The organism is Flavobacterium sp. H4147, assembly GCF_029360735.1.
Taxonomy (GTDB): domain Bacteria; phylum Bacteroidota; class Bacteroidia; order Flavobacteriales; family Flavobacteriaceae; genus Flavobacterium; species Flavobacterium endoglycinae.
On record NZ_JARKNB010000002.1, the window covers coordinates 1,232,885 to 1,247,065 of the forward strand.

The window sequence follows — 14,181 nt, forward strand, 5'->3', positions numbered from 1 at the left end:
TTTATTTCTCAGAGAAAATAAAACATCATGAAAAAAGCAATTGTATTACTCGCACTCTGTATCTCTTTTTTCTTTACCAGTTGTGAAGAAGTCGTTGATGTAAATTTAGATACAGCTCCGCCAAAATTAGTAATCGAAGCGGCAATAAATTGGCAGAAAGGCACCACAGGAAAACAACAAGTAATTAAATTAACCACAACAACAGGATATTTTCAAGAAGTAATTCCTACGGTTTCTAATGCTGTAATCTATATCAAAAACAGCCAGAATGTGCAGTTTAATTTTAATGAAATTCAAAAAACAGGACGTTATATCTGCACTAATTTTATTCCAAAAATCAACGAAACCTACACGCTAACTGTTATAAGTGGCGGAAATACGTACACAGCAACCGAAACCTTAAAATCAGTCGCTCCGATTACTCGGATTGAACAAAATAACGAAGGCGGTTTTACAGGAAAAGACATTGAAGTAAGAGCGTACTATAACGACCCGCCAGATGAAGATAATTTTTACTTGTATAAATATGTGTATTCCAATAAAGTAACTTCTAATTTTTATGTGGATGAGGATAAATTTTATCAAGGAAATGAATTCTTCAGCGTATCTGAAGATGATGAATTAAAACCTGGAGACGAACTGGAAATAACGCATTACGGAATTTCAAAACAATACTATAATTATATGAGTATTCTAGTAAGTATTGCCAGCAGTAACGTGGGAGGTCCATTTCAATCGCCGCCAGCCACTGTAAGAGGAAATATTATCAATACAACTGACAAAGCGAATTATCCATTAGGGTATTTTTCGCTTAACGAAAGTGAAACCAAAAAATACAAAATCCAATAATTTATGGAAGCCAGAATTGAAACTTTATCTGAAAAAAAACTACTAGGCAGACACATCGATATGTCTTTTATTGAAAATAAAACCTTTGAATTATGGAGTGGTTTTATGCCGAAGAAAAAAGAAATTAAAAATATCATAAGTGATAATTTATATTCATTAGAAGTTTTTTCGACCGGTCATTTTGATAATTTTGATCCCAGTAAAACCTTTCAGAAATGGGCCGCTGTAGAAGTTTCAGATTATAATGATATTGCGGTCGGCATGGAAACTTTAATTGTTCCAGATGGATTATATGCCGTTTTTGTTCATTATGGTCCTGCATCAAATGGGCATACGACTTATCATTCCATTTTTACAGAATGGCTGCCAAACTCTAAATATACAGTTGATGACAGACCGCATTTTGCTGTAATGGATCATAAATACAAAAAAGATGATCCAGATTCTGAAGAAGAAATATGGATTCCAATAAAAAATAGAAACTAATTATGGTAATCGAATCTTTAAAAACGCTTTTTAATAGAGATTTAAATAAGCTTAAAATCGAAATTGAATCGTACGAAAACGAAAATGCAATTTGGGTAATTGACAAAAACATCTCGAATTCAGCAGGAAATTTATGTCTTCATTTAATGGGAAATATCAATACTTATATTGGCGCACGTCTTGGTAACACAGGTTATATTCGCAATCGCCCGCTTGAATTTTCGCTGAAAGATATTCCAAGCGCAGAATTGATCAGCAAAATTGAAAATACAATTTTAATGGTTAATGAAGTTTTCGATTCTTTAACTGAAACTGATTTAGAAACCATTTATCCCGAAATTGTTTTTGAAAAAGAAATGACAACAGGTTTCTTTCTGATTCATCTTTCAACACATTTGTCATATCACTTAGGACAGATTAATTACCATAGAAGGCTTTTAGATTTCTGATTGTAGATTGTAGATTGCTCATTTCAAAAAATCTAAAATCTAAAATCAGAAATCTAAAAATCTCCCTCCTCAACATATGTAAATGTTTTAAAAATTAGAATTGCGAAACCTTTGTATTCTTAATTTTAATTTTTAAAACATGAACTATTTAATTGCATTTGCAGTGTGCCTTTTTACATTCCAGACAAAAGCACAAACTTTCAAAAATCCTGATTCTTTATTCAATCCCACTCCGTATGGTTTCAGCCATGCCTCCTCTGTAAAAACATCGGGAGAACTAGTCTATATTTCGGGTCAGAGCGGCGGACTAGGAAAAGAACACCTTTTAAGTCCCGATTTTAGAGAACAAGTTCAAACCGCTTTAAAAAATCTGACAACTATTTTAAACAGCTATAATCTGAAACCTGAAAATGTCATGAAAATTACGATTTTAATAGTTGACCACTCCTCAGAAAAGCTCAAAATATGGGAAGAAGAAATGAGCAAAACGTGGCAAAACAAACCATTTCCGGCCAGTACTTTAATTCCGGTTCCAAGACTTGCGCTTGATAAAATGCAGATAGAAGTTGATGCTGTTGCTTTTAAAGCCAATTAAATAAATTCATCCCGTCAAAGCCCCATAACTTTCGTACATTTGCGGCATAATTTAAATGAACTCTAAATGTCATCACATCATATTGTCCGCGACGATCAGGAACCTGCGTTGATAATTGCCAATGGCGCTGCCTGCAACCCTGAATTATTAGGACAATTACTCGAATGGTCTCCGCTCGTAGTGGTTTTAGATTCGGCGATAGAAAGAGTAATAGAATTAGGCATAAAAGTCGATGTGCTGCTAGGTGATTTTGATCGTGGTTTTGATCCCGAGTTTTACAAAACTTCTCAATATCCATTAGAAATTGTTCACACACCCGATCAAGATAAAACCGATCTAGAAAAAGCATTTGATTATTTAATCCAAAGAAAAATTCCTGCCGTAAATGTCGTTTGGGCAACTGGAAGACGCGCTGATCACACGATTACAAACCTTACACAAATTGTTCGCTATAGAGATTTACTAAAAATTGTAATTCTTGACGATCATTCGAAGATATTTCTGCTGCCAACAAAATTCGAGAAATGGTATACGGCAAATACGCCAATTTCCCTTATTCCAATTGGTGTTGTAGACGGAATTTCTTCTACCAATTTAAAATACGAATTAAACAACGATACACTTACGATGGGCTACAGAACCGGAAGCAGTAATTCTGTTGAAAAAGATGGAATGGTAACTATTACCCATTCTCAAGGTGATTTACTTTTGATGGAATGTTTTGATTAAAAATAAATATAAGCTCGATTAATATTGTAAGGCCTGATTTTAATTCCGTTAGAAATATATGCACCGCATAAAAGAGCCGTAGGTTCGACTAATATATTCTAACATGAATCGGTTGCACTAAATTGAATTAAAAAACAGAATCCATACCTTTGCATCGAAATCAATAAAAATGAAAGCAGAAAAAAATTCCGAAAAAAGCAATTTACACCCAAGAAACCTTCATCGTGATCGTTACGATTTTGAAAAACTCATTTCAAATTGCCCTGAATTAAAAACTTTCGTTTCTACCAACAAATTCGGAATTGAAACTATTGATTTCAGTAATCCACTTGTTGTAAAAACTTTAAACAAAGCGCTTTTACAAACGTATTACGACATTCAAAATTGGGATATTCCTAAAAACTACCTATGCCCTCCAATTCCAGGCCGTGCAGATTATATACATTACATTGCCGACTTATTAACTGAAACCAATAACAATCAGCTTCCTGATGGAAATTCTGTTTTAGGATTAGATATCGGAACGGGTGCCAATTTAATCTATCCGATATTAGGAAATTCTATTTACAACTGGGCTTTTGTTGCCACAGATATTGACCAGAAAGCAATCGAAAACTGCAGTAAAATAATCCAAGCGAATCCGCAGTTAATCGAAGCAATTAGTTTGCAACAGCAGACAGAACCGCGATTTATTTTCAAAAATATAATAATGCCCGAAGATCGTTTCACATTTACGATGTGCAATCCTCCTTTTCACGCATCTGCAGAAGAAGCGAATAAAAGTGCTTCCAGAAAGGTTTCTAATTTAAATCCGAAAGAAAAAAGAAATGCAAATCCAGTTTTAAACTTTGGAGGACAAAATGCTGAATTATGGTACAAAGGCGGCGAAATCGCTTTTATAACCCAAATGATTTACGAAAGTGCCAAATATGGTTCTCAATGTTTATGGTTTACAACTTTAGTTTCTAAAAAAGAAAATCTTTCATCGATTTATAAAACTTTGAAAAAGGTAAATGCCGTTTCAGTTAAAACAATTGATATGGCACAGGGACAGAAAAATAGCCGTATTGTAGCGTGGAGTTTTATAAATAGCAAATAAAAGAAAAATACTACAAATAAATATTTCTTGCTATTTGTAAAATGTATCTTTGCATTCTATGTAATTCATGCTTCTTCTTTTAAAGAAGCATTTTACAAGTCAGTATATATTTTAAAATATTGAATAATGTTTAAGATAAAAGATAACTTTTTTGAAATAAAGTATGCATATTTAGATGCATTTATAAAAGAGCAAAACAATCAATTAATTTTTGGCTTACAAATAAAAGCGATAAGTACAGATGATTATGAAAATGTAGATACATCAAATTCATTCTATCCAGAAGATGAATTATTTTTTAATGCCGAAATAATATTAAAAATCAAATCTGGAGAAATTCAAAACTGGACTGATATTTCAGGTAAAATAGTTGAATGGAATGATTATCCTGAAGATGAAGAAGAACCTCACGCTCTTTTATATCTACATTAACACACACAAGTATACAATTCAAAAATTGAATTCAAAAATGTTAATGACAAAATAGTTGTGATTATTGATGCTTTGTGCGATCTCTATCTAAATGAAGCTTTCTCAAATCGTTTACCATTAAAGATTGAAACTGAAGTTGATTTTTTTGGAATATTGTGTGGAAGAAATTCTGAAGAAAATAGTATAAAAAGTGTACAACCTTTTTTAGATATGAGGAATTTAAAATGGGTACAAAATAAATATGGCGTTTCTGTTATTGTACCTAAAGATACCAATATGGAGTCTAATTTATTGGTATTAGGTAAATACTAGTAAAATAAATAGTTCTTCAATTTCTATACAGAAGTCAATTTTGTAATTTACTTTTATTACATTTAACATAAAGTATTAAATATCAATATCATGGCAGAATATATTGGTTATCTCGCATCTGTATTTATTGTTGGAGGTTTTATGCTTAAAAATCTCAGAACAATTCGCTTTATTAATATGTTCGGCTGTATCTGCTTTGTAATCTATGGAATTTTCTTAAACGATTACAGAGATTTAAATCAATGGCTTTTACCCGTAATTATTCCTAATGCGATTCTGGCTTTGGTTCAAGTATATTATTTAACTTCCAAAAGCAACACAACCTTATAATTATGATATTTTAAAATAAAATTCTGATACAGCTTCCGCTTGTGATAATCGTAACTTTAAGCTGAAAATCGAATTTTATCACCATGTCAAAACTATATACTCGCTTAGCAGTTGTCCTTTTTTTGGTTGCAGGTTGCGCTTCAAAAAAAGCCAAATTTGAAGATTACGTTTTTAAAACCAAAAACGAAGAACAAAAATACCAAACCGCATACAACAAGTCCTTAAAACTTTGGAACGTTCCTTACACCGAAGAAGATGTCAATACTAGTTTCGGAACTGCACATGTAATTATCGCTGGACCGAAAAATGGAAAAGATTTAGTTTTATTACACGGAATGGACGCCAGTTCTACAATGTGGTATCCAAATATTAAAGCTTTAGCCAAAAACCACCGTATTTATGCCATTGATTTTATAATGGAACCTAATAAATCTAATTTAACATCAAAACCACTTTCATCAGAAGAAATTGTGATTTGGTATAACGAAGTTTTCGATCATTACAAATTAAAGAAATTTGATATTGTGGGCGCTTCAAGAGGAGGCTGGATTGCTACATTATTAGCCTCTCAAAAAAAGAATTCAATCGATAAAATAGTTTTATTAAGTCCCGCACAGACTTTTAAATTCATAGATAAAGTCGGCAAAACCACTTCGGCTTTAATGTTAAAACTTTTTCCAAGCGAGAAGAAATTCAGCAAAACTTTATCAACCTTTTCAACACATCCTGAAAACATAAGTCCAGTTTATAAAAGACAATTCTATTTAGCCAATAAATACGCCAAATCAAATTCGAGCATGCTTAAAATGCATCCATTTTCAGATAAGGAACTACAATCTATCGAAAATCCAGTTTTGGTTTTAATTGGCGATCAAGATGTTATTAATTCAAAAGAAAGTTTAGAACGAGCTCAGAAATACTTACCAAGAAGCAAAACAAAAATTATAAAAGATGCTGGACATTTTTTAACAATCGATCAGTCTAAAATTACCAATGATGCCATCATTAATTTTTTAGATTCGAATGCAAACTTCGTATCTTTACAAAACTAAATTTTCAGCCCGCACAAATGAAATTTCAAGTAGCTTCAGAATACAGTCCAAAAGGAGATCAGCCGCAAGCCATACAAAAACTGGCGCAAGGCGTAATTGATGGAGATAAATATCAAACTTTATTGGGAGTTACAGGATCTGGAAAAACCTTTACTGTTGCCAATGTAATTCAGGAAATCCAGCGACCGACTTTGGTTTTAGCCCATAATAAAACATTGGCTGCGCAATTGTATTCAGAGTTCAAGCAGTTCTTTCCAAACAATGCCGTTGAATATTTTGTTTCCTATTACGATTATTATCAGCCCGAAGCTTTTATGCCAGTTACAGGAGTTTTTATTGAAAAGGATTTATCTATCAATGAAGAACTCGAAAAAATGCGTTTGAGCACTACCTCTGCCCTGCTTTCTGGACGACGAGATGTTTTGGTTGTCGCATCAGTTTCTTGTCTGTATGGTATTGGAAATCCAACAGAATTCAAAAAGAATGTAATTGAAGTATTTAGGGATCAGGTTATTTCTAGAACCAAATTATTACACGGTCTGGTACAAAGTTTATATGCTAGAACCGAAGCCGATTTTAATCCGGGAACTTTTAGAATTAAAGGAGATACAGTTGAAGTGTATCCAAGCTACGCGGATGATGCTTACCGAATTCACTTTTTTGGAGATGAAATCGAAGAAATTGAAGCTTTTGATGCTAAAACGTCTCAGGTAATCGAAAAATTTAAAAGACTAACCATTTATCCAGCGAATATGTTTGTGACTTCTCCCGAAGTTTTACAAGGTGCTATCTGGCAGATTCAGCAGGATTTAGTAAAACAAGTTGATTATTTTAAAGAAATAGGAAAACATCTCGAAGCCAAACGTTTGGAAGAAAGAACCAATTTTGACTTAGAAATGATTCGCGAATTAGGATATTGTTCTGGAATCGAGAATTATTCAAGATACCTTGACGGACGTGAAGCTGGAACACGACCTTTCTGTTTATTGGATTATTTTCCAAGCGATTATTTAATGGTTATTGATGAAAGCCATGTTACGGTTTCACAGGTTCACGCCATGTACGGAGGTGACCGAAGCCGAAAAGAAAATCTTGTAGAATACGGTTTCCGCTTACCTGCAGCAATGGATAACAGACCATTAAAATTTGAAGAATTCGAAGCCATGCAGAATCAGGTAATATACGTTTCTGCAACACCAGCCGATTATGAATTACAAAAATCAGATGGTATTTATGTAGAACAAATTATCCGTCCAACCGGATTATTAGATCCAATTATTGAAGTACGTCCGAGTTTAAACCAGATTGATGATTTAATTGAAGAAATCCAGGTTCGCTGCGAATTAGATGAAAGAGTTCTCGTAACGACTTTAACTAAAAGAATGGCCGAGGAATTAGCGAAATACTTGACCAAAGTAAGTATTCGTTGTCGTTATATCCACTCTGATATTGATACTTTAGAACGTATCGAAATCATGCAGGACTTACGAAAAGGACTTTTTGATGTTTTAATTGGTGTAAACTTGCTTCGTGAAGGTTTGGATTTACCTGAAGTTTCTCTGGTTGCGATTTTAGATGCCGATAAAGAAGGTTTCTTAAGAAATCACCGTTCGCTGACCCAAACAATTGGTCGTGCTGCCCGAAATTTAAATGGAAAAGCAATCATGTATGCTGATAAAATTACAGCCAGTATGCAGAGAACTATTGACGAAACCAATTACAGAAGAACCAAACAAATCAACTTTAACGTTGAAAACAATATAACACCACAGGCATTAAATAAAAAAATCGAAAGTGCCTTTACCAAAAATCCTTTGGTCGAATACGAATTAGGACACACTACAGCTATTGCCGCAGAACCAGAAACGGCTTATATGTCTAAAGCTGATTTAGAAAAAACAATTCGTGAAAAGCGTAAATCAATGGAAAAAGCAGCTAAAGAATTAGATTTTATGCAAGCCGCAAAACTTCGCGATGAAATTAAGAAACTTCAGGAACAGCTTCCTTAATTAGCGTTGTTATAAAATATTGAAAAGAAAAAAGAGGAATTTATTTTTCAAAGTAATGAATTGAATTTTCAATTATAGTTGTTAAAATTTATTAGTTTTAGCAAAATTTTTAAATTCTGAAATGAAATATTACTTTCTCTTTTTTCTTTTTTTAATTTTTAATCCGCTTTTAAAAGCACAATCTGACAAAAGCAATTCTTGGAATGAAGAAATAGAAAACTCTTCAGATATTATAAAACCATACGTGCTTTCCACGCATCCCTTAGGAATTTACATTTCCAGACTCTACCATAATTTTAATGTTCGTTCTCCTGAAAAATACTCGTTTTCATTTGAAGTTTCAAGCGGAAATGTGGTATTGCCTTATGTAAAATCATACGAGTTAACAGATCCAAATGATCGTGAAATATCCAAAAATATACCTTGGCATACCCGTGAATTTTCATTTGATTTAAATAAAGTTCCATCTAAAACCAAAAATTTTACTGCTGACGGCGTTATCCGTTCGTATAGATTCACTTTTTCATTACCTCTTACCATTCATCACGAACTAAATTTCAGTCTTCGTGCCAATTCTCTTGACCGAGGAAAATACCCTTTTTCTGTTTTTACTTCAGATGAAACAATCGAATGGTTTCATCGTAACATCGCAGGCGGAAAAGATCCATTTTCACGATATCATTACGGCATCAATCAAGCCGGAATATCGTATAAAGATGAAAACAATAAAGTTCTCACAATGAACAATAATGATTTCAGAATTCCGGGAATCGATATCAATTACAATTATTATCCCGAATTGGAAATGAATAAAAAACACCGCATTTATTTAAATTTTGGTGCGCAGCTTGGAATAAATACTTCTAGTTATAATCCATCGGCAGATATTGGCGTTTCTTCTTCTATTTTGAAAAAAATGATTGTAAAAGATAAAAACATCCTAAGTTTTGGTTTAAGTGCCGGAGCATTACGTCAGCATTTTATAGAATATGGCGATAGAGTAAATATTAGTAATCAAGATTTCCTGTACAGCTTTGAAGCCCTTTTCGACTACAAAGTCAAACTGAGAAACAACAATCGCATTTCGTACGGCATCAATTATAATTTTCAGACTTCGTACAACAAGAAAAAGGATTTAGACTATCTGGTTTTTACCGGAGAAAGAATCAACACACACTGGCAGAAGAGTATATATCATTTATATGAAGATCTCGAAGGATGGAGTTTTATGTGCACCTATTCGACCAAGCGATTCTCTTATTTTGTATATTTCAGAGAAGATTTGAACCTTGACAATGCCCCAGATTTTCAAACAGGAATTGGCTTAAAAATGTCCATCAAAAGAAGTTAATATATGGAACTGATTTTAAGAGAATACAATCTTAAACTAAAACATACTTTTAGAATTTCTCGAAAAACAATTGATTTTCAACCCTCTTTAATTGTTGAATTACACGACAATGGATTTTCGGGATATGGCGAAGCTACCTCAAATCCGTATTACAATATTACTATTGATATTCTTCAAAACGATATTGAGAAAATCAGAAATTTAGTAGCAGAAACTTCCAACGAAACTCCCGAAGAATTCTGGTCTAAAATAAGTCCGTTTCTAAAAGACAATCCTTTTGCATTATGTGCGCTCGATAATGCGTATAACGATTTATATGCACGCAAAAAAGGGCAGAAACTATACGAACTATGGCATTACAATATACATCATAATCCACTCACAAATTACACTATTGGGATTGACACTATTGAAAATATGGTTTTAAAAATGGAAGAACTTCCTTGGCCGATTTATAAAATCAAACTCGGAACTCCAGATGATATTTCGATTGTGAAAGAACTTAGAAAACACACTGATTCCGTTTTCAGGGTTGACGCCAATTGCGCTTGGACAGTTGAAGAAACACTTTTAAACGCAAAAGAATTCAAAAAATTAAATGTCGAATTTATCGAACAGCCTTTAAAAGCAGAAGATTGGGAAGGTCAGCGCGAAGTTTTTAAAAATACTGTTCTGCCCATAATCGCAGACGAAAGCTGTATTAGAGAAGAAGATGTCGCTAAATGTCATAATCATTTTCATGGCGTAAATATCAAATTGATGAAATGCGGAGGCACAACTCCCGGCCGAAGAATGATTGCCGAAGCTAAAAAACTGGGTTTAAAAACCATGGTTGGCTGTATGACGGAATCTTCTGTTGGGATTTCTGCCATCGCACATCTACTTCCTGAACTGGATTATGTTGACATGGATGGTGCTTTATTATTAGCCGAAGATATAGCAAACGGCGTTAAAATTATAAACGGAAAAACATTTTATCCAGACAGAACTGGAAACGGTGTTATTTTATTCTGAGATTTACCTTGAAAATAATGTACCTTTGTAAAAAATAAAAAAATGACGAACAACGATATATTAAAGAAACTTCGCGTGGCTCTGATGTTGCGTGACGATCAAATAGTTGAAATTTTAGAATTAGTAGATTTTAGAATTTCAAAATCTGAACTTGGTGCTTTTTTTAGAGCCGAAGATCATCCGAATTATATGGAATGTGGCGATCAGGTTTTGAGAAACTTCCTAAATGGATTGGTAATTCACTTAAGGGGAACTAAAGAAAACCCTAAAAACCCAAATGAGGTTTTAGCAAAACATAAATCAGAAATTCCAAAGAAAGAAAATTCTAAAGAAAGACCTGAATTTAAGCCAACTCCAAAAGATTCTGAAAAATACAGAGGAGACAAAAGCCCATCAAAGTCGGGTTCAGCATCTGCAAAACCTAAAAAGAAATCATTCCCAAAAGGAAATGGAAAACCAGTTGTAGTAGAAAAAGTGGTTTACAAAAACGGTAATAAGAAAAAATCTTAACTGGGAGAATTAACCGCAAAGCACGCAAGGTTTTTTTGCCAAGGATTTTGAATATAAACGCAAAGTTCGCAAAGCTATATGGATAAAGCTTTGCGAACTTTGCGTTTTTATAAGACATCAAAGGTAAACAACCTTGCGTGCTTTGCGGTTAAATCTTATTTTGATCAATTTCATCAAAAAAAGCATCTTTAAAAGTTGCTCCAATTGGCAATTCTTTTCCATTTATAAAAACAGAAAAATTATCCGTTGATTCAATATGCTGCAACGAAATCACATAGGATTTATGTATTTGAATAAAATCAGTTGAAGGCAGTGATTCTATTACATTCTTTAAGGACGAATGCGTAATAATCTGCTGTTTTACAGTATGAATACAAACATAATTCTGCAGACTTTCTACGTATAAAATATCATTCAAAAATACCTTCTGAAATTTATTCTTTCCATCGGTTTTTATAAATAAAAAATCCGGCGCATTATTATTGTTTGAAACTTCAACTTTTGGCTCAGAATTTAATTTGGAAACTGCCTGATAAAAACGTTCAAACGAAATAGGTTTCAACAAATAATCTACCGCATTTAACTCAAATCCTTCCAAAGCAAAATCGGGATAAGCAGTTGTAAAAATCACTTTTATATCTTTTGAAATGATTCGGGAAATCTGCAATCCAGTTAATTGAGGCATTTGAATATCTAAGAAAATCACATCGACTTGCTGTGTATTCAGAAATTCCAAAGCTTTCAATGCATCATTAAAAATGCCCACTTTTTCCAGAAAATTTACCTTCCCGATATAGTTTTCTAATATTCTAGTTGCCGGCGGTTCGTCATCGACTATAATGCATTTAAAAATCATTTTCTCAGTGGTATTTTTAGGTATGTTTTAAAGGTATTATTTTCTTCTGTTTTTTTCAGAATAAATTCATTTTTATACGTGTATTCTAATCTTTTGGTGAGGTTGTCAAAACCAATTCCAGTTGAAGAATAATTCTCGCCATCCAAACAATAATTGAAGGTTGAAATCTCTAGAAAATCATTTTTTATTTCGATGGAAATCATTGCTTTTTTGGTTTCATCGTTCAATTTTCCATGCTTAAAAACATTTTCAACAAAATGAATTAAAGCCGATGAAATAATCTTTTCGTTTGCATAATTTCCTTCAACTTTAAAATCCAAAAACAGCTGATCTTCAAAACGTTTCTTCTGTAAATGAATATAATTTTGAATAAACTGAATTTCTTTCGAAAGCACCGCTTCATCTTTATCTGTTTCGGTAATAACATAACGCAGCAAATCTGAAAGCACCAAAACATCATCAGCCATTTTATCATCTTTCAGAATCAATTGACTATAAAAAGAATTCAAGGTGTTAAACAAAAAATGCGGACTAACCTGCGCTTTCAACATTTGAAATTCAGCTTTTTTATTCTCTAAAAGCAATTCCTGATTTTGATGTTGTGCAGTCTGAAATTGCCAAAACAAAAAAGTCAATGCACTTAAAATCACAGCTGGCAATCCGTAAAAAAAATTATCTTTTATGTAATAGGTAATTTCTCTCGCTTCTTCATAATAGTTGTGAACTCCGGTAATATTATACACAACAACTTCTTCCACAAAATACCGAACAGCCGTAAAAAGTAATAACGAAACTGGAATGGTCAGAATATAAAAAAGTAATTTCTTTTTGTTTAAAAACCATTCACAAAAGAAATAAAAATTAAGAATGTAAATACAAAATAGGGACAGCATGTAAGTTAATGTAACACCATAATAAATTCCTTTCATTATGATTTCTATTTTCCTGTCATTAAGTCCAATATCCCATAAAATATAAGTTATAAATAATAAAAAGAAAAAGACAATATGATAGTAAAAGGGGATTTTTGATTTCATAATTTTTGATAATTAACTCAAAAATACAATTAAGCCTGAAATAGAAAATTATATTTATTTGAAAGGTGCTTTTTTATGGACAAACTATCAAAAACGTTATACGAAATTATTAGGATATAAATTTCACCAGTTTGTAAAACAAAATCCATGGTTCATCAAATACAAAAAAAGGAGATCAAAAGACAGTATACATTTGCCATGAATTTAAAAACGAAAATCATGCAAAAAATCATTTTATTACTAGCTCTTATTACATTTAACGTTGCTTCTTCTCAAACTAAGAAAAAGCAAATTTTATTGGTTGGAACTTTTCATTATGCCAATCCAGGTCTTGACGTTGCGAAACTAAATAATTTTAATATCATGTCTGAGAAGAGCCAAAAAGAACTCGAAATAATGAGTGACAAAATCAAAAAATTTGGTCCAGATAAAATATTTGTAGAATGGGAATTTAGCAAACAAGCTGATTTAGATAAGTTTTACAACAAAAACACAGATAGTCTTTTTAAAGCCAACAAAAGCGAAATAGCACAACTAGCTCTACGTACTGCTAAAAAACTGAATCATAAAAAATTATACGGAATGAATCTTTACACTCCTTTTCGATATGATAGTTTAATGATAGCAATGGAAAAAGCAGACCAGAAGGATTTAATAGCGAAAAATAAGCTGACAACCGAAAGTTTCGAAAAAAATCACAATGAGAAAATTAACAAAAGCTCATTACAAGAAATGATGTTGTACTACAATACAAAACAAGCCGAGAATGAAAATCTTCAATGGTATTTGGAAATAGCAAACAGAGCCGGAAATCCAGACGATTTTACAGGACCATCCTTAGTTGCAAATTGGTACAAAAGAAATTTATACATGTATTCTTTAATTCAGAAATTAACGGAAAGTACAGATAATAAAATAATGATTTTAGTTGGCGCTGGTCATGCTTCCATCATTAGAGAATTTATAATACACGATCCAACATTCGAAATTGTAGAATTGTCAACTGTCTTGAAATAATTGTTTTTTAACCGTAAAGCACGCAAGGTTTTTTATACATAATAATCTACATAA

Annotated in this window: 17 protein-coding genes; 15 read left to right on the forward strand and 2 right to left on the reverse strand. The window is 32.5% G+C overall.

What is annotated here, in order from left to right:
* Window positions 1-27: 27 nt before the first annotated feature.
* The 14 genes from P2W75_RS13215 (at window position 28) to P2W75_RS13280 (ending at window position 11,217) form a co-directional block, all read left to right on the forward strand.
* A complete protein-coding gene (locus P2W75_RS13215) occupies window positions 28-849 on the forward strand; it encodes a DUF4249 domain-containing protein (protein ID WP_276380806.1) in 822 nt (273 codons plus the stop codon).
* 3 nt (window positions 850-852) lie between these two features.
* Window positions 853-1,335, forward strand: a complete 483-nt coding sequence (locus tag P2W75_RS13220) for a GyrI-like domain-containing protein (protein ID WP_276380807.1) — start codon at window positions 853-855, stop codon at window positions 1,333-1,335.
* A gap of 2 nt (window positions 1,336-1,337) precedes the next feature.
* On the forward strand, window positions 1,338-1,784 hold the full coding sequence (locus tag P2W75_RS13225; protein ID WP_276380808.1) for a DinB family protein: 447 nt from the start codon (window positions 1,338-1,340) through the stop codon (window positions 1,782-1,784).
* A 139-nt stretch (window positions 1,785-1,923) separates the two neighbouring features.
* Window positions 1,924-2,379 carry a RidA family protein gene (locus P2W75_RS13230; RefSeq protein ID WP_207297227.1) on the forward strand — a complete coding sequence of 152 codons (456 nt, stop codon included), beginning with the start codon at window positions 1,924-1,926 and terminating at the stop codon, window positions 2,377-2,379.
* 66 nt (window positions 2,380-2,445) lie between these two features.
* Window positions 2,446-3,108: a thiamine diphosphokinase gene (locus P2W75_RS13235; RefSeq protein WP_276380809.1), complete on the forward strand. Its 663-nt coding sequence runs from the start codon at window positions 2,446-2,448 to the stop codon at window positions 3,106-3,108.
* Window positions 3,109-3,277: 169 nt separating this feature from the next.
* The gene (rlmF, locus tag P2W75_RS13240; RefSeq protein WP_276380810.1) at window positions 3,278-4,207 is read left to right on the forward strand and encodes a 23S rRNA (adenine(1618)-N(6))-methyltransferase RlmF; all 930 of its coding nucleotides are present in this window, start codon (window positions 3,278-3,280) and stop codon (window positions 4,205-4,207) included.
* A gap of 126 nt (window positions 4,208-4,333) precedes the next feature.
* Window positions 4,334-4,639 (forward strand): hypothetical protein, encoded by a 306-nt coding sequence (locus tag P2W75_RS13245; protein WP_276380811.1) that lies wholly within the window; start codon window positions 4,334-4,336, stop codon window positions 4,637-4,639.
* 57 nt (window positions 4,640-4,696) lie between these two features.
* Window positions 4,697-4,951, forward strand: coding sequence for a hypothetical protein (locus P2W75_RS13250; protein WP_276380812.1), 255 nt, complete (start codon window positions 4,697-4,699; stop codon window positions 4,949-4,951).
* A gap of 90 nt (window positions 4,952-5,041) precedes the next feature.
* Window positions 5,042-5,281: a uroporphyrinogen decarboxylase gene (locus P2W75_RS13255; RefSeq protein WP_207297231.1), complete on the forward strand. Its 240-nt coding sequence runs from the start codon at window positions 5,042-5,044 to the stop codon at window positions 5,279-5,281.
* Between the two features lie 83 nt (window positions 5,282-5,364).
* Complete coding sequence (locus tag P2W75_RS13260; protein ID WP_276380813.1) at window positions 5,365-6,333, forward strand: alpha/beta fold hydrolase; 969 nt, start codon at window positions 5,365-5,367, stop codon at window positions 6,331-6,333.
* A gap of 17 nt (window positions 6,334-6,350) precedes the next feature.
* The gene (gene uvrB, locus P2W75_RS13265; protein WP_207297233.1) at window positions 6,351-8,342 is read left to right on the forward strand and encodes an excinuclease ABC subunit UvrB; all 1,992 of its coding nucleotides are present in this window, start codon (window positions 6,351-6,353) and stop codon (window positions 8,340-8,342) included.
* Window positions 8,343-8,463: 121 nt separating this feature from the next.
* Window positions 8,464-9,693 (forward strand): hypothetical protein, encoded by a 1,230-nt coding sequence (locus P2W75_RS13270; RefSeq protein ID WP_276380814.1) that lies wholly within the window; start codon window positions 8,464-8,466, stop codon window positions 9,691-9,693.
* A 3-nt stretch (window positions 9,694-9,696) separates the two neighbouring features.
* Entirely contained in the window at window positions 9,697-10,707 is a 1,011-nt protein-coding gene (locus P2W75_RS13275) for a dipeptide epimerase (RefSeq protein WP_276380815.1), read from the forward strand.
* 42 nt (window positions 10,708-10,749) lie between these two features.
* Complete coding sequence (locus P2W75_RS13280) at window positions 10,750-11,217, forward strand: DUF1456 family protein (RefSeq protein WP_276380816.1); 468 nt, start codon at window positions 10,750-10,752, stop codon at window positions 11,215-11,217.
* Between the two features lie 148 nt (window positions 11,218-11,365).
* Here the strand turns inward: P2W75_RS13280 and P2W75_RS13285 are convergent, their stop codons facing one another.
* On the reverse strand, window positions 11,366-12,073 hold the full coding sequence (locus tag P2W75_RS13285; RefSeq protein WP_276380817.1) for a LytTR family DNA-binding domain-containing protein: 708 nt from the start codon (window positions 12,071-12,073) through the stop codon (window positions 11,366-11,368).
* Entirely contained in the window at window positions 12,070-13,110 is a 1,041-nt protein-coding gene (locus P2W75_RS13290; RefSeq protein WP_276380818.1) for a sensor histidine kinase, read from the reverse strand. The genes P2W75_RS13285 and P2W75_RS13290 overlap by 4 nt, the downstream gene beginning before the upstream one ends.
* A 219-nt stretch (window positions 13,111-13,329) precedes the next feature.
* Here P2W75_RS13290 and P2W75_RS13295 point away from each other — a divergent pair, with 219 nt between their 5' ends.
* Window positions 13,330-14,127, forward strand: a complete 798-nt coding sequence (locus P2W75_RS13295; RefSeq protein ID WP_276380819.1) for a DUF5694 domain-containing protein — start codon at window positions 13,330-13,332, stop codon at window positions 14,125-14,127.
* Window positions 14,128-14,181: the final 54 nt, after the last annotated feature.